Genomic DNA, 15,008 nt, shown 5'->3' with positions numbered 1-15,008 from the left:
AAGGTATGCTAATTAAAAGTGTAGGGATAATCCGTCTCTACACTTTTAGTATGGGTTCATTGGATGGATTCATTGCAATTATTAGGAGTGCGATCGCCATGTCGGGTAAACTTTCGACTCATGTGTTGGATACGGCTCAAGGCTGCCCAGCCGCAAATGTGGCGATCGCGCTCTGGCAAATTGATCCGCAGTCGGGTAAGAGAACGCACCTCAAGGCTACGCACACTAACTCAGATGGTCGCACAGATTCACCACTGCTGAGCGGTGACGAACTTCAGGTCGGCGTTTACGAATTAGTATTTGCGATCGGTGAGTATTTTGTTCACCTGGAAAATCTGCCTATTCCTTGCTTTTTAGGTGATATTCCGATTCGCTTTGGCATTGCTGACGTAAATGCCCATTATCATGTGCCTCTGCTTGTTTCTCCTTGGGCATACAGCACCTATCGGGGAAGCTAAACAAAGCTGATTCAGGAGAGAGACTTACTCAGGGGCAGGGGCAGGGTTCTTCAATTCCGCCGTATTTTCCTCTAGCTTTTGTCGTTCTACCTTTAAGTTTTCTTCTAGTTCTTGAATTTGGTCGCGGCGTGCTTCCACCTCTAGTGCCCGCCGTCCTAGTTCTTGACTTTGCAATGTGAGAGACTGTCGCCATTGCTCTGCCCGCTGCACTTCTTCCTGCAAAATTGCAGGGGTAATGCCCAAGGACAAGTATTGTTCCACTATTTCTAGTATCCAGCCTGTAGCATCACTAATATGCTGTACCTGCTTGGTTGGAGAAAGTTCCAATAGAACTAGTGCTCCAGGGTGATAATCGGCATCACACCAGAAGCTACCGTCTTCATGAGCTAAAACAACCCAAGCATGTTCAGCTTTTTGCTGTGCAAGGAGTTGCAGCTTCACCTTACCCCCAGGGTCTGCTTGTATCACCTGAGCTAGATGCAACATTTCAGTGCAAGAGTTCCAATGCTTTACGAGAAGTTACCAGTATACCGTCTGATCTTCAGGAAGATCATTCATGATTAAAACGCCCAGAAAGGGTTTTTCTTCCTTACAAGCGGTCTAATCGATCCTTCAAAATTTCTGCCTGAATTTCTGCTTCTGCCCATGCATCTCTAACACCTTGGACAACATCAGGTGGTGCTTTATCAACAAAGTTGGCATTTCTCAACCGTTGAGTTAGTGAGACGATTTCGCTTTCTACCTTAGTTAGATCTCTCTGGAGTTTGGTGCGTAAAGCCTCCACATCAACTACACCTTCTAAAGGAATTAAAACTTGAACCGTGCCAACGACTCCTGCAATCATCTGTTGCGGCTGGTCGGTAATGACCGTTGCTTCAACGGTTGTGGCTTGGTAAGTGGTTTGGGCTTTCAATTGGCTAATTTTTTCGCTGAGTTCTTTGCGATCGCCCGACTTCAGCAAATATCGACGAACAAACCAAACCAACCAACCAACCCCAATCAGCTTCAGCACAGGCGTAACCAAAAACAGATGATCAATCACTCCTAGTACTGCTGAAATGATTCGCAGCAAGATTAATCCACCTAAAAATAGCGCTATGGTCGTAGCGGACTTTTGGTAGTTGCCGAGCAGTCTAGGTTTGTCTGTTGAGTCAAAAGGACTCGTGGGCAGAGATTCAGAGAATTCAGGAGGAGCGACAGGCATGTTAGGTTTGCCAATGGTCAGGCGCTCAATTTTGGCAAGGTCTTGAATATATGCCTGTCCGGCAAGAAGAATTTGCTGTTCGCGATCGCTATCTGATTGCAAAAAGGTTCGAATCTTTACTCCTGGCTTAATTTCTGCCTCTGCCCGCAAATTGCGCACGGTGCGAATGGTGCCAATCAGTAGCTCGAACTGTTGCTCTAGGTCGGGATTAATTAAACTCTCGTTGGCTTGAGGATAGGACTGTACCGCTAAGCTCTCGTCTCCATTTGCCTGGGTCAGGGTTTGCCATAGCTCCTCGGTGATATGGGGCATGAAGGGATGGAGCGATCGTAGAATTCCTTCCAGGACATGTGCTAATGTTTGTTGCGCCGCCTTACTAGATGCCAATTCTTTTTCTTGCAACCGAGATTTAACCAGTTCAATATACCAATCACAAAAGTCGCCCCAAATGAATTCATAAAGCCCTTTTGCGGCTTCCCCCAAACCGTACTGGTCGATTTCCTGATTGGTTTGTTGCATCACCTGGTTGTAGCGAGACAGAATCCAGCGATCGCACAATTCCAAATTCTGCGGCTCACCCAATTGCTCTGGAGTCTGTCCATCTAGGTTCATCATGACAAACCGAGAAGCGTTCCACAACTTGTTGGTGAAGTTGCGAGAAGCCTCCACCGATGCCGATTCATCAGTTTTGCGGTTGTAATCCAAACGAATATCCTGTCCTGCGCCTGCCACCTCGCGGATGAGCGTATAGCGCAAGGCATCGGTGCCGTACTTGGCAATCAACAGCAGCGGGTCGATGCCATTATTGGCAGACTTAGACATTTTTTTATTGTTCTCATCCCGCACTAACCCATGAATGTAGACGGTTTTGAACGGCATTTGCTCAGTAAAGTGTCCGCCCAGAATTGTCATTCGGGCAACCCAGAAAAAGATGATATCGAACCCGGTTACTAGGGTGGTCGTGGGATAGTAGGTGGCTAAATCCACCGTTTGGTCGGGCCAGCCTAACGTAGAGAAAGGCCATAGTCCTGAGGAGAACCAGGTATCTAGCACATCAGGATCTTGCTCAAGCTGGACAGATTCGCCAAACTGAGCGATCGCCTGTTCCCGTGCTTCTGCCTCATTCCTTGCCACCACAAACGGCGTATCTTCTCGAATCTCTCCCCCGGTTTCGCTGATGGCATACCAAGCTGGAATTTGGTGCCCCCACCAAAGCTGCCGCGAAATGCACCAATCTCGCAGGTTCACCAACCAGTCTCGATACACCTTCGTCCAGCGCTCTGGCACAAACACTGGCTCTTGCTGCGCATCTAGAAACTCTAGGGCGCGGTCTGCCATAGGGCGAATTTTGACAAACCATTGAGTTGAAAGCAAAGGCTCTACTGGCACTTTGCCGCGATCGCTGTAAGGAACCGTGTGGCGATAGGCTTCTACTTTCACGAGCGCCCCGTCTGCCTCCAATCGCTTCACCACATTTTTCCGTGCCACAAAACGATCTTGCCCTTGAAACTCGCCAGCATTCTCGTTCATGGTGCCGTCTTTGTTCATGACGGTAATAAAGGGTAAATCGTGGCGCTTACCCATTTCAAAATCGTTCGGATCATGAGCCGGAGTCACTTTGACGCAGCCTGTCCCAAACTCAGAATCTACATACTCGTCGGCAATGATCGGAATTTCCCGTCCTAAAATGGGCAGCGTTACCGTTTTGTTAATGAGGTGTTTGTAGCGATCGTCGTTAGGATTAACTGCCACCGCCGTATCACCCAGCATGGTCTCAGGTCGGGTCGTGGCTACTTCCACCACACCCGAACCATCAGTAAGAGGATATCGGAAATGCCAAAGATTGCCGTTCACCTCCTGGTTTTCTACCTCCAAATCCGACACCGCCGACTGACTTGCCGGGCACCAATTCACTAAGTACTTGCCTCGATAAATTAGCCCTTCTTGGTACAGCCTCGTAAAAGCTTCTAGAACTGCTTTCGATAATCCGCTATCCATCGTGAACCGTTCCCGCGACCAGTCCACCGACACACCCAGCCGACGCAGTTGCCCAACAATGGTGCCGCCTGACTCTGCCTTCCACTGCCAAGCCCGTTCTAAAAAGGCTGCTCGTCCTACATCATGGCGGGTTTTGCCCTGTGATTTTAGCTCTTTCTCTAAAATCGTTTGCACCGCAATACTAGCGTGATCTGTTCCGGGTAACCATAGCGTATTTCGCCCTTTCATGCGGTAATAGCGCACAAGGGTGTCAATTAGGGCACTCTCAAAAGCATGACCCATGTGAAGACTGCCTGTTACATTTGGCGGCGGTATCATCACACAGTAAGACTCTCCACCCGCGTTGGGATCCGCCTTAAATACTTGGCGATCTTCCCAGTACTGCTGCCACTTGGCTTCTGTGATCGATGGATCATATTGACTGGCGAGGGGAGAAATACTAGCGGTCATCAGAAAAACTCTTACTTAATAAGGACATGCTTCCAAACTATCTAAAATTCTGCCATTTTTGATCGTAAAGATTCTAACGATTTTAGAGGGATTGGCCGATTTAGGAGAAGATCGGTCTATGCCCATCTCCGTATCCATGCTGTTGGGTATTGGGTGATACTCACTTCACGCTGGTAGGGTCGTAAGACTCATTGTTGTAGATTGTCATATGAGGGCTGGCTTGATAACAGATGGATGATACGCCACTTATTCTCATTGTCGATGACGATCGCTTTACGCGAACTCACCTGCGGCGAAGACTAGAGAGCGAAGGCTATCAGGTCGAAGAAGCAGAAGATGGCAGACAGGCGTTAGAAGCGTATGCGCGTTTACGCCCTGATGTTGTGCTGTTAGACATCATCATGCCAATTATGGACGGGTTTGCATGTTGCGCTCAGCTTCAGAAGCTACAGATGAATACTGTATCTAATGATAGACAAACCTATGAGTTGGCTCAAAAGACAAAAAACTATTTGATGGTTTTAACCCCCGTCCTGATGATCACGGCACTAGAGGATCAACAGTCAGTTGATCAAGCATTTGAGGTAGGGGCAGCAGATTACTTTACCAAGCCTATTCATTGGGCGTTGCTACGCCGACAGGTGCGTCGCCTGATTCAGCAGAGCCAGCTTTACCGTCAGTTGGAAGACACGAACCAGAAACTACAAGAAGTGAACCAAATGTTGCAACGTTTGGCTTCAGTAGATGGGCTGACCCAAGTTGCTAACCGCCGCTGCTTTGATGAAACTCTAATTTACCAGTGGCAAAGAACGTCTAGAACGCAAGATCTATTATCTCTTATTTTTGTTGATATCGATTACTTCAAGCGCTACAACGACACCTATGGTCACTTGGCAGGTGATAAGTGCCTGAAACAAGTGGCGCAAACTATTAGTAAGACAGTTGGTCGTCCGACTGATTTGGTGGCACGCTACGGGGGAGAGGAATTTGTGGTGCTGCTTCCAGGCATTGATTTGGCGGGAGCTAATCAAGTTGCTGAATCTATCAAGGCAGCAATGAAAAAGCTGGATATTGCGCACGCGAGTTCGCCCTTAGGTGAAAAAATGACCCTGAGTTTAGGAATTTCATGTCTTCATCCTAGTCGGCATAGCTCACCCATAACGCTCATCAAGTTGGCAGACAAGGCGCTCTATTTAGCGAAAGAAAGTGGGCGCGATCGCATTTGTACGTTGACTCCGTAATTTAAGGAGAAGCGAGCTATGAATTGCCCCTCTAGCTTTGGCTTTAGTATTGAGTAAGAGCTATTCTTTCGCTTACCTTCCCAGAATAAACCTGACGATTGATCAAGTTTTTGCGATAGGGCAGTAACGGTAGGGCATCGCACTTCAACAGCTTTCTTTTTGTTCACAAGCCCCAATACTGACCCAGCTAGTAGAACCATCGCTCCAAATTTCTTTTTTCCAAATCGGGGCGGAATGCTTCAGAGTATCAATGCCATACTGACAAGCTGCAAACGCCTCAGAGCGGTGGGGACAGCCGATCGCCACCAGCACACTAATTTCGCCCACCTGCAACTTTCCGGTTCGATGATGGATGACGACTCGCGTCACGCCCCAAGTTTGGCGAATTTCTGCCGCTATTTGCTTAAACACCTCTAACGCCATCGGTTCATACGCTTGGTACTCCAGCGCTACGACGGGCTTCCCTTCAGTTTGATTGCGAACCATACCGCTCATGACCACCACTGCACCATTTGCCGGATCGTCAGCCAGATGATAAGCCTCTTCTAATGAGAGAGGGACAAAGGTAATGGCAAAGCTGTCGCTGGGATGAATTAAGAGAGGAGTAGAAACGACCATGGGATGCTGTACTGATGAGGGATGCTGAGCGATCCTATTGTGACTTGTTTTTAGTGACTAACTTTTTAGTGACTGACTGATTAGTATGGCTGACTTTTAAATCTTGCCGCTGCCCATGAGATATAAAAGTGCCATCCGAACGGCAACGCCGCTAGTAACCTGCTGTGAAATTAAGCTGACTTTTGGATCATCCATGAGTTCGGAGCTAATTTCTACGCCTCGGTTTACTGGGCCTGGATGAAGAACTTTGACTTCTGGGTGGCAGTGTTTGAGGCGATCGCTAGTAATGCCAAAGCGCTGATGGTATTCCCGCAGGCTAGGCAGCAAATGCTGAGTCATTCGCTCTTTTTGCAACCGTAGAGTCATGACAAAATCGGCATTCTTGAGCGCAGGCTCTAAGTTCCAGTGAAGGAAGAGCTTGCGATCGCTGCGAACATCCTCCCAGCCCTCCATCCCTCTAGGAATGGAATAGTTGGCAAAGATCTGAGGTAGCAGCGTGGGAGGGGCGGCTAAGTGGACTTTGGCTCCGCTGGCAGTCAGGCTCCAGATGTTAGAACGGGCAACTCGTGAGTGGAGAATATCACCGACGATCGCAATCTTTTTACCTTCTAAAAGGGAAAGTCTAGGTTTTTCGGCATCGAGAGTGGTGCAAATCGTAAATAGGTCGAGCAGCGCCTGGGAGGGATGTTCGTGCAGCCCGTCGCCTGCATTGAGCACTCCCACACGCGATTGAAGACGATCCATTTCATCGGCGATCGCTTGGGGCACGCCTGCTTCTCGATGGCGAATCACCATAATATCTGTACCCATCGCCAGATAGGTTTTGGCAGTGTCGAGAATGGTCTCTCCTTTCGTTAGAGAGGACGTACTCGCTGCAAAATTCAGGGTATCTGCCGAAAGACGCTTGGCAGCTAGCTCGAAGCTGCTGCGAGTGCGAGTTGAAGACTCGAAAAACAAGTTGGCAACAACTTGCCCTTGTAGTGTCGGCACCTTTTTGGTACGCCGAGATAGTACCTCCTGAAAACTGACTGCCGTTTGCAGGATAGTGTCGTATTCAGTAGGCTGAAAGTCTTCTAAAGAAATAATGTGGCGACGATTCCATGACTGAGTAACCATACGAAAGATTGTAACGGAGTTGACTAGCACAGCTATTTTTTCACATCAGAGCCTATAATTTCAGACACGTCATTCTGTTCTGGGCATGTTGAGTAAACCCAAAGATCGAAAAGTTGCCGCAGTGTTGGCTTTTGCTGGAGCCATTCCGATTCCCGTCCTCAATGGCACTATCTCAGGCTTGCATAAGTTTTATTTAGGGCAGCCCCGGTGGGGAATTGTCTACCTGTTGCTAGGATTAACGCCAATTTCCACTGTCGCTAGCTTAATTGAGGGAGCCTGGTATTTGTTTCAAGATGGGGAGGAGTTTGAGCAGAACTTTAACGCCCTCCCGCCAGGGGCTAAGTCGGGAGCAGGTTTGGCGGTGTCGCATATGCCCCCAGTACCTGCCAATATCGCACCCCTTGTGGGAACAGTAGCAGAGGCGTTACGGCAGTTGGAGCAGTTGCGGCAGGAGGGACTCGTCTCGGAATATGAGTTTGAGCAAAAACGACGGCAATTGTTAGATCGCATCACCTAGGAATAAGAGGGCGTTTCCGTGGATAGCGATCGCCCCTTAAGATCCTCAGATCAAAGCTCAGGTTACTGGGAGCAAGACATGAAACTGGCAAGGTGGTTAGGAGGCGGTGGGAGCAAAAAGAAGGGATCGCAGCGATCGCGAATGCTGCACGATCCTTACTATCGGCTGCATCCCGAAGAAATTCCCATTGCCGCCCAGTTGGGGATCAAAATTGACGTGAATCAGGCAGGAGTTGATGATTGGCTGAGGTTGCCCGGTTTATCAATCCATCAGGCGCGATCGCTCGTTGCTCTGAGTCAGTCTGGCGTATCGTTTCATTGCCTAGAAGATATTGCTGCTGCCCTAAGTCTGCCAACCCAACGACTACAATTCTTAGCACCTGTGCTGCAATTTTGCTACTACGGATCTGAGAGTAGCGCTACACCTTTTCTCATTAATCCCAATACGGCATCTGTTGAAATGCTGGCTCAAATTCCGGCAGTAGATTTGTTTTTAGCAAGGGCGATCGTGCAAAACCGTCAGCAGGGCGCTTATAGAACTTTGGCAGATTTGCAGCGGCGATTGGCTTTGCCAGGACAACTGACGGCTGAGATCATGCATTACTTACAGTTCTAATTTTTTAGCACTCCAAACCGCTCTAGTGTCCAGAAACGAAAAATTGCCCTGCCAATAATGTTCTTTTGAGGTAAAAACCCCCAGACATGGGAGTCATTGCTGTTGTTACGATTGTCGCCCATGACGAAAAACTGATGGGGGGGCACGGTTACAGGCGACATTTCGTACTGCGGAGGTTCTGCAATATAAGATTCTGTTAAGGGTTGATTGTTGCGGTAGACTCGCCCCTGATGTATCTCAATCTGGTCGCCGGGTGTGCCAATGATGCGCTTAATAAAGGCACGATCGGCGGAGTAGCCATATTCTTGCAGTCGGGCGGGCGGCTCAAACACAATCACTTCTCCGGCGATGGGCGCACGGAAACGGTAGGCGACTTTTTCGATGACCAGGCGATCGCCAATTTGCAGTGTCGGCACCATCGAATCGGACGGAATGTAGCGCGGTTCGGCAATAAACAAACGGATGATAACAGCAAGAATGAGAGCGATCGCCAGGATTTGAAGGTTCTCTCGTTGGTTCTTCCAAAAAGCAGATTGCCAAAACCCTTGAGGCTCGGAAAGTTGGATCTTGGGGGTCTGGGAATCTTGCTGTTGGGAAGTCATAATTACCTTGCGTTTGACTTTGTCAGTTTATCAGGAGGAAAGAATTATGGCTTGGTACATCGTGAAGGAACCTACAGGACAGTGTGAAATTGTTCAGAGTGAAATTGTTCAGATCGATTTGCCACAAGTAGATCCACCTCAACAAAGCCCCCCGTCTGATAAACAAACTTGGGGCCCTTTTGATTCTCAGGGAGAGGCGATCGCGCGTCGAGTCGGGTTGATTCGGGCAGGGAAATGTCAGCCTAGCTAAGGCGTTTTACCCATTACAAATCAGCCTATGCTTAAGGACTAGCCGCAGCCTGGGGATTAGCTGCACCTTGCTGAACGATTTTCTGGCTCAACACTTCCAAGGCTTTAAGATACTGAATATCCTCAGATGTGCCAATTTTGTTGTCTGCCCCAAAAAGAGTTTCACGCTGTTCATCGGTCAAATCCACAACAACATCGGGTTGAATACCTGCATTATTAATATCGCGTCCGCTAGGAGTCAGGTACTTAGCAATGGTCACTGCTAAGCCTGAACCATCTCCCAGGCTCCGCACCGATTGCACTAAACCTTTGCCAAAAGTCTTGCTACCAATCAGCACCGCTCGTTTGTCATCTTGGAGGGCACCCGATAAAATTTCGCTGGCGCTAGCAGAGCCACCATCTACCAAAACGACTAAGGGCTTTTCGGTGAGCGCTGTGTTATTGGCAGTTTCTTGCTCGGATATGCCCTGGCGATCGACCGTTGAAACAATCACGCCTTCTTTAATCCACATCCGGGCAATGTCGATCGCAGAGTAGAGCAGTCCGCCAGGGTTAACTCGGAGGTCAAGAACGTAGCCAGTGACGTTCTGTTTTTCTAAATCTTGGATAGCTGCTTTAAATTCATCTCCTGCTTTGGCACTAAATTGAGACAGGCGAATGTAGCCAATTGGTCCGTTGGGAGAGTCTTCTTTAGAGTAGCGAACAGGGTGGATGGGAATTTGAGCCCGTTTAAGAGGAAAGTCAATTTCGCGATCGCCCCGCTTAATGGTCAGGACTACTTCAGTGCCCACTTCTCCCCGAATTAAACTAACGGCAGCAGTAGAGTCCATGCCCTCAGTCGATTGACCATCAATTTTGGTGATGACATCTCGCGCTAGGATGCCTGCCTGAGAGGCTGGCGTTCCCTCAATCGGAGCAACCACAATTAGCGCCTTGGTTTCCTCATCTTGAGAAAGCTGAATCCCCACCCCGGTCAGTTCGCCTGAAGTATCTACCTGCATACTTCTAAATGCCTGGGGATCCAAGAAGCGAGTATAGGGGTCGTTTAACTTCTCCAGCATTTCGCGGATCGCATCGTAAGCTGCTTCGCGACTAGAATACTCGCGCCCCAAATATTCCTGTCTTACGGCTCGCCAATCGGTTTGATTAAACGTTTCATCTACGTAAGTTCGGTCAACCAATTGCCAAACTTCATCAATCAATTGTTTGGGACTTTCCTGAAGAAAGGCTTGTCCCTGAGACGAATGCAAACCTACGCCCGTGAGCGCCACACCCGTGACACCCGCGATCGTTGCACCCAGGATTAGTCCACGCTTTGTAATTGGCATTTTCCGCTTAAGCTGAGAAGGACAGACTGCAAAATAAGTACGCCCAATCTAGCACAGCCAAGACAAGACGGACGGGACAAACTAGTTTGAAATTTAGATTTTAAACAGCGCTGATTTAGCGTTAGCACTCAGATAAATTATGCAGATATGCAGATAGCTTACGGGTCAATCCAGCAGTCATCCGCTTTGATTAAGTTAATCAGTTCAGTAACGCCCTGATTTTCAGGAACTCGTTTGATCTCGTCGCGACCTCTGTAGAGGGCAATGAATCCAGCCTGTTTACCCACGTAGCCATAGTCGGCATCTGCCATTTCACCCGGACCATTGACAATACAGCCCATCACAGCAATATTGAGTCCAGTGAGATGGCTAGTCGCCTCCCGGACTTTGTGCAGCACCTCTTCCAGGTTAAACAGGGTACGCCCACAGGAAGGACAGGCTACGTATTCCACCATCGTGCGCCGTAAGCCCAGAGCCTGCAAAATTCCATAGCAAACCGGAATCTCTTTTTCGGGAGCTTCAGTTAGAGAAACGCGGATCGTGTCGCCAATACCTTCAGCTAATAGCGTGCCGATTCCAGCAGTAGACTTGATCCGTCCGTATTCTCCGTCACCTGCTTCGGTGACCCCCAAATGGAGCGGATAATCCATGCCTAGTTCGTCCATTCGCTGTACCATCAGCCGATTCGCGGCAATCATTACAGCGACTTTAGACGCTTTAAGCGAGAGTTCAATGTTGTAAAAGTTTAACGATTCGCAAATGCGGATGAACTCTAATGCCGACTCCACCATGCCTTCGGGAGTATCGCCATAGGTAAACAGCATTCGCTCTGCCAAGGAGCCATGATTTACGCCAATCCGCATGGATTTGTTTTGATCTCGCAGCGAAATAACCAAGGGCTCTAAGGTTTCTCGAATCCTTTCACCAATTTCGTCAAACTCAGCTTGCGAATAATCTTCCCGACCTACCTTAGGTTTCTCAAACACATAGAGTCCAGGATTAATTCGCACATTATCAACATGCTTAGCGGCTTCTAAGGCAATTTTTAGACCGTTGTGATGGACATCTGCCACCAAGGGCACGGGTTGGTAAGATGCAAACAACTTTTCTCGAATTTCTTCCATGGCTTTGGCATGGGCCATGCTGGGCACAGTCACCCGGACAATTTCGCAGCCAATCTCATGGAGACGACGGATGGCAGCGACAGAACCCTCAATATCAAGGGTGTCTTCGTTAATCATGGATTGGACTGCGACTGGATGCCCACCTCCAATGGTGATGCTGCCTACCGGAACAGGGCGCGTTTTGCGGCGATGGATAGAACCATCAGTAGGAAGTCCTAAGTAAGAAGATTCCTGAGTAGGGATTACAGGATTGGAAAGAGTTTGCATACCCTATGGTGTTGAAGAATGAAGGTCTAGGTCTATGAAGGTCTTTGCGAAGAGATTGGATGCTGAGAAAGCTATCAACTCTTGCTTTCCAGATTGCCATAAATCGGGGCAAGTTGGGCAGTGAAGGTCTTGAGGAATACCAATCTTGAGGAATACCAATAATTTAATGTGTTGAATTGAGATGAGGGAGTTGCAATTAAATAACGCCCTGGATCGCCCCCCAAATCCCCCATTCTAGGGGACTTTGAAAGGTTCGGAAGTTCCCCAGAATGGGGGACTTAGGGGCTGAAAAGTTAATGCACCCCGCTGGGGTTTTATTTTCACGCAACTCCCTAACGTGCGTTAGACCTGGACGCTTTCTATCCAGCCTTACCGTTTTAGCAAAACTGCCTGTAAGCCTGCTGCCTTTGCCCCTTCATAATCTTCTTTTTGACTATCGCCAATGTGCCAAGCCTGGGCAGGTAAGCAATGATGCTTTTCCAGAGCGGCTTGAAAAATTTGTGGATTGGGTTTTGCTGCCCCGACTTCGGTTGAGACTGTGACTGAGGAAAAGAATTCTGCTAAGCCTAAAGCAGGCAAGACGGCATGGAGGCGAGAGTCAAAGTTTGAGAGTACACCTAGCTCAATTTTTTGCTCGCGCCACTGGGTTAGGGCAGCAGGAATGTCGGGATAGACAAACCAGGGGTCGGCGATCGCAAAATGGCGATAAAGAACCGCGAAGAAGGCGGGGAAATCGGTAAACTGCTCAAAAACGCCTGCTTGAGAAAAGGTTTGAATAGCGATCGCCTCCCACCACAAGTATTCATGGTAGGGGATTTCGCTAGCCTCTACGCCAGGAAACGCCATAGGCGAAGCATTTCGGAAGTTCTGGAAAAAAGCTTGATTCAACATAGCCGAGTCTGCCTCAACTCCAAAGCGCTGGGCGATGCCGCGATAGACTTCGCCCACCGAGTCTTTCACCCCAAACAAAGTACCAACAGCATCTAGAAATATGACTTTGGGTCGATTCTCTGACGTGACCTTCATGGCGAAAGCAATTCCCGGAGTGGTTGGGCGACCCAGTTTAATCCTACTTTGATTTGATGATCGAGCGTGGGCATTCGATACAGGTAAATCAACCGTCGAGCAACATGGGCAAAGGGACCCTCAAGCTTGATGCCCATGCCTGCGAGGGTGGCGTTATCAGTGCCCAAGCTCATGATTTCGCCTAAAGCCTGGTAACGGAAAGGCAGGAGCGGCTTGTCCATGATTGATGCCCAAACGTTCCAACCTGCGTAGTCAGCTTGTTGAAAAGCAGCCTGAGCCGTAGAGGGAACTCGTTGCCCTTCTGCATCTAGGCATTCTGCTAAATCACCCAGGGCAAAGATTTCGGGATGCTCAACAGTTTGAAGGGAAGTGTTGATGACCAACTGTTGGCGATCGTTGTGCTTGAGCGGCAGGTTTTGCACGACTTCTGAGACTTGCGTACCTACTGTCCATAACACAATATCAACAGGGATAATATCAAGCTGTCCTTTATATTCCAGAGCGATCGCCTCTGCGGTCACCGACTCTACTTTCGTCTCTAAATCAATCCACACATCGCGTTCACTCAATGCCTTAGTTGCCGTTTCGCGGTTAAACTCGGGTGATGTGCGCAGTATTTGATCCGTTGCTTCTACCAAGCGCACCCGACCGCGATCGCCCAACCGTTCTGCCAGCTTACAGGCAAGCTCTACACCGCTGTAGCCTGCTCCCACGATCGCCACGCGAATCTTGTCTGCCTTTGACTCTTCTAATAGGCGCAACTTCTCTTCTAACCGATAAGCATCTTGAATGGTGCGAAAGGCGATCGCGTGTTCTGCCACACCCGGAACCCGATCCATCGGAGTTTCGCCGCCCATTGCTAGTACCAAATAATCGTAATCAAGCTGGGCATGATTTTGAAAATGCACCTGCTTAGCGTGAATATCAATGCTTGCCACAGCGAGTTGACGGAAATGGATACCCGTATTGCTAAGCAATTCTATATAAGGAGGGGCAATCTCCCAGGTTTCTAGCTCTTTAGTAACCAGTTCGTAGAGGAGGGGAAGGAAAACAAAGCGATCGCGTTGATCGACCAGCGTAATCTCAGGTTTTTCTGATGGATTCCAAGACAACTGGCTTAGACGTAGAGCGGTGTACAGACCACCAAATCCTCCACCGAGGATACAGATGCGGGTTTGCGTCATGGTTATGGGGGAGGGGAAGTTTCTCTTTTAGGATAACAAGCTCTGCCTCAGTCAGCGGTAGCCGCCAGCCGATAAACCTTGGGTAGCTGCCACCAAGGAACCTGGGGATATTGGTGATGCTCTTGATGGTAGCCAAAGTGATAGCAAGAGAGGAATGACAAAATGATGGGGAGTGGAAAGCTCTGGCTATAGTAGGGAGCTTCGTAGCCGCCAACAGGTCGGCGATGGGGCAAGAACGTGCCAAAGAAAAAAAGCTGAAACGAGCTAAACCCTAAGGGCAAGAACCAGAATAAGAGCAGGTTGATGACAGAAACTTGCACAACTCCATAGAGCAGTAGCCCGATCGCAAGCAGCCCAAAAAATCGTGCCCAACTCCAGTAGCCGCGCATAAAGTGAAAATACCAGGCAAAAAAGCTTTGATTATCCCCATCATAAAAATCGGGATCGCGTTCTCCAGTGGGATAACGATGGTGAAGGTGATGCTTTTTAAGCAACATTTTGTAGGGTAGCAAGGCATAAAGCATCAGAGCGATCGTTCCAATGCCATGGTTGATCTTTGGATTGTTTGGGAACACGGTACCGTGCATGGCATCGTGGGCAGTAATGAATAACCCTGTTGACAAAAAAGTGCGCAACAGAATGCCTAGGATAATCCAAGTGAATGATGTTTCTTGAATATTGAGCTTTAGCAAGCCCACTAAACTCATGAGCCAAAGGCTAATTATCAAGAAGGCAAGAACCATTCCCCAGCCTACACTCTCGTGCTGATTCGTATTCTTGTGCTGATTCATAAGGAGCGTCATTATCTGATTCTGATGGGATCTGCAAATAGCTCGTTGTCACTTTTTGGTGAGTGCTAACAAGTATTAAGTATCATTACAAGTGGCAGTGTAAACTGAAATGTATTGCCCTGCATCTTCCTTAAGAACTCGACCCAAATGGCGATCGCTCAATTTTGGGGTATGTGCTGGAAGAGATGGAAAAAGATTTTGTGATGTCCTTCGGATGATT

The 15,008-nt window shown here is 48.6% G+C and carries 15 protein-coding genes; 5 read left to right on the top strand and 10 right to left on the bottom strand.

Annotated features, from left to right (window positions below):
* The first annotated feature begins 98 nt into the window (after positions 1–98).
* The gene (uraH, locus tag KME11_13310) at positions 99–458 is read left to right on the top strand and encodes a hydroxyisourate hydrolase (protein ID MBW4516186.1); all 360 of its coding nucleotides are present in this window, start codon (positions 99–101) and stop codon (positions 456–458) included.
* Positions 459–482: 24 nt separating this feature from the next.
* Here the strand turns inward: uraH and KME11_13305 are convergent, their stop codons facing one another.
* Positions 483–944, bottom strand: coding sequence for a hypothetical protein (locus KME11_13305; GenBank protein ID MBW4516185.1), 462 nt, complete (start codon positions 942–944; stop codon positions 483–485).
* Between the two features lie 103 nt (positions 945–1,047).
* Entirely contained in the window at positions 1,048–4,110 is a 3,063-nt protein-coding gene (locus tag KME11_13300) for a valine--tRNA ligase (GenBank protein MBW4516184.1), read from the bottom strand.
* A 230-nt stretch (positions 4,111–4,340) separates the two neighbouring features.
* Between KME11_13300 and KME11_13295 the strand changes: the two genes are divergently transcribed.
* Complete coding sequence (locus tag KME11_13295) at positions 4,341–5,351, top strand: PleD family two-component system response regulator (GenBank protein MBW4516183.1); 1,011 nt, start codon at positions 4,341–4,343, stop codon at positions 5,349–5,351.
* 144 nt (positions 5,352–5,495) lie between these two features.
* Here KME11_13295 and KME11_13290 read toward each other — a convergent pair whose 3' ends face one another.
* Both KME11_13290 and KME11_13285 read right to left on the bottom strand, forming a co-directional pair.
* On the bottom strand, positions 5,496–5,969 hold the full coding sequence (locus KME11_13290; GenBank protein ID MBW4516182.1) for a molybdenum cofactor biosynthesis protein MoaE: 474 nt from the start codon (positions 5,967–5,969) through the stop codon (positions 5,496–5,498).
* Between the two features lie 96 nt (positions 5,970–6,065).
* Positions 6,066–7,085: an aspartate carbamoyltransferase catalytic subunit gene (locus KME11_13285; protein MBW4516181.1), complete on the bottom strand. Its 1,020-nt coding sequence runs from the start codon at positions 7,083–7,085 to the stop codon at positions 6,066–6,068.
* Positions 7,086–7,170: 85 nt separating this feature from the next.
* Here KME11_13285 and KME11_13280 point away from each other — a divergent pair, with 85 nt between their 5' ends.
* A complete protein-coding gene (locus KME11_13280) occupies positions 7,171–7,602 on the top strand; it encodes an NINE protein (protein MBW4516180.1) in 432 nt (143 codons plus the stop codon).
* 78 nt (positions 7,603–7,680) lie between these two features.
* On the top strand, positions 7,681–8,217 hold the full coding sequence (locus tag KME11_13275) for a ComEA family DNA-binding protein (protein ID MBW4516179.1): 537 nt from the start codon (positions 7,681–7,683) through the stop codon (positions 8,215–8,217).
* Here the strand turns inward: KME11_13275 and lepB are convergent.
* Positions 8,214–8,819, bottom strand: a complete 606-nt coding sequence (gene lepB, locus KME11_13270) for a signal peptidase I (GenBank protein ID MBW4516178.1) — start codon at positions 8,817–8,819, stop codon at positions 8,214–8,216. The genes KME11_13275 and lepB overlap by 4 nt on opposite strands.
* Before the next feature lie 46 nt (positions 8,820–8,865).
* Here lepB and KME11_13265 point away from each other — a divergent pair, with 46 nt between their 5' ends.
* Positions 8,866–9,069 (top strand): hypothetical protein, encoded by a 204-nt coding sequence (locus tag KME11_13265; protein ID MBW4516177.1) that lies wholly within the window; start codon positions 8,866–8,868, stop codon positions 9,067–9,069.
* A 31-nt stretch (positions 9,070–9,100) separates the two neighbouring features.
* On the opposite strand, the gene KME11_13260 is transcribed toward KME11_13265, so the two are convergent.
* The 5 genes from KME11_13260 to KME11_13240 all read right to left on the bottom strand — a co-directional run bounded on the left by KME11_13260 (position 9,101) and on the right by KME11_13240 (position 14,788).
* Complete coding sequence (locus KME11_13260) at positions 9,101–10,396, bottom strand: PDZ domain-containing protein (protein MBW4516176.1); 1,296 nt, start codon at positions 10,394–10,396, stop codon at positions 9,101–9,103.
* 158 nt (positions 10,397–10,554) lie between these two features.
* Complete coding sequence (ispG, locus tag KME11_13255) at positions 10,555–11,787, bottom strand: (E)-4-hydroxy-3-methylbut-2-enyl-diphosphate synthase (protein ID MBW4516175.1); 1,233 nt, start codon at positions 11,785–11,787, stop codon at positions 10,555–10,557.
* 369 nt (positions 11,788–12,156) lie between these two features.
* The gene (locus KME11_13250; GenBank protein MBW4516174.1) at positions 12,157–12,813 is read right to left on the bottom strand and encodes an HAD family hydrolase; all 657 of its coding nucleotides are present in this window, start codon (positions 12,811–12,813) and stop codon (positions 12,157–12,159) included.
* The gene (locus KME11_13245) at positions 12,810–13,997 is read right to left on the bottom strand and encodes an NAD(P)/FAD-dependent oxidoreductase (GenBank protein ID MBW4516173.1); all 1,188 of its coding nucleotides are present in this window, start codon (positions 13,995–13,997) and stop codon (positions 12,810–12,812) included. The genes KME11_13250 and KME11_13245 overlap by 4 nt, the downstream gene beginning before the upstream one ends.
* A gap of 47 nt (positions 13,998–14,044) precedes the next feature.
* A complete protein-coding gene (locus tag KME11_13240; protein MBW4516172.1) occupies positions 14,045–14,788 on the bottom strand; it encodes a fatty acid desaturase in 744 nt (247 codons plus the stop codon).
* Positions 14,789–15,008: the final 220 nt, after the last annotated feature.

The sequence above is a fragment of the Timaviella obliquedivisa GSE-PSE-MK23-08B genome (genome assembly GCA_019358855.1).
GTDB lineage: Bacteria > Cyanobacteriota > Cyanobacteriia > Elainellales > Elainellaceae > Timaviella > Timaviella obliquedivisa.
This window is presented reverse-complemented; position numbering and strand designations above follow the sequence as displayed.

Bases quoted from the DNA above. Each gene is read 5' to 3' on its own strand.
- KME11_13300 (MBW4516184.1), bottom strand. From the start codon at position 4,110: ATGACCGCTAGTATTTCTCCCCTCGCCAGTCAATATGATCCATCGATC.
- KME11_13280 (MBW4516180.1), top strand. From the start codon at position 7,171: ATGTTGAGTAAACCCAAAGATCGAAAAGTTGCCGCAGTGTTGGCTTTT.
- KME11_13295 (MBW4516183.1), top strand. From the start codon at position 4,341: ATGGATGATACGCCACTTATTCTCATTGTCGATGACGATCGCTTTACG.
- lepB (MBW4516178.1), bottom strand. From the start codon at position 8,819: ATGACTTCCCAACAGCAAGATTCCCAGACCCCCAAGATCCAACTTTCC.
- KME11_13290 (MBW4516182.1), bottom strand. From the start codon at position 5,969: ATGGTCGTTTCTACTCCTCTCTTAATTCATCCCAGCGACAGCTTTGCC.
- ispG (MBW4516175.1), bottom strand. From the start codon at position 11,787: ATGCAAACTCTTTCCAATCCTGTAATCCCTACTCAGGAATCTTCTTAC.
- KME11_13305 (MBW4516185.1), bottom strand. From the start codon at position 944: ATGTTGCATCTAGCTCAGGTGATACAAGCAGACCCTGGGGGTAAGGTG.
- KME11_13250 (MBW4516174.1), bottom strand. From the start codon at position 12,813: ATGAAGGTCACGTCAGAGAATCGACCCAAAGTCATATTTCTAGATGCT.
- KME11_13260 (MBW4516176.1), bottom strand. From the start codon at position 10,396: ATGCCAATTACAAAGCGTGGACTAATCCTGGGTGCAACGATCGCGGGT.
- KME11_13285 (MBW4516181.1), bottom strand. From the start codon at position 7,085: ATGGTTACTCAGTCATGGAATCGTCGCCACATTATTTCTTTAGAAGAC.
- KME11_13240 (MBW4516172.1), bottom strand. From the start codon at position 14,788: ATGAATCAGCACAAGAATACGAATCAGCACGAGAGTGTAGGCTGGGGA.
- uraH (MBW4516186.1), top strand. From the start codon at position 99: ATGTCGGGTAAACTTTCGACTCATGTGTTGGATACGGCTCAAGGCTGC.
- KME11_13275 (MBW4516179.1), top strand. From the start codon at position 7,681: ATGAAACTGGCAAGGTGGTTAGGAGGCGGTGGGAGCAAAAAGAAGGGA.
- KME11_13265 (MBW4516177.1), top strand. From the start codon at position 8,866: ATGGCTTGGTACATCGTGAAGGAACCTACAGGACAGTGTGAAATTGTT.
- KME11_13245 (MBW4516173.1), bottom strand. From the start codon at position 13,997: ATGACGCAAACCCGCATCTGTATCCTCGGTGGAGGATTTGGTGGTCTG.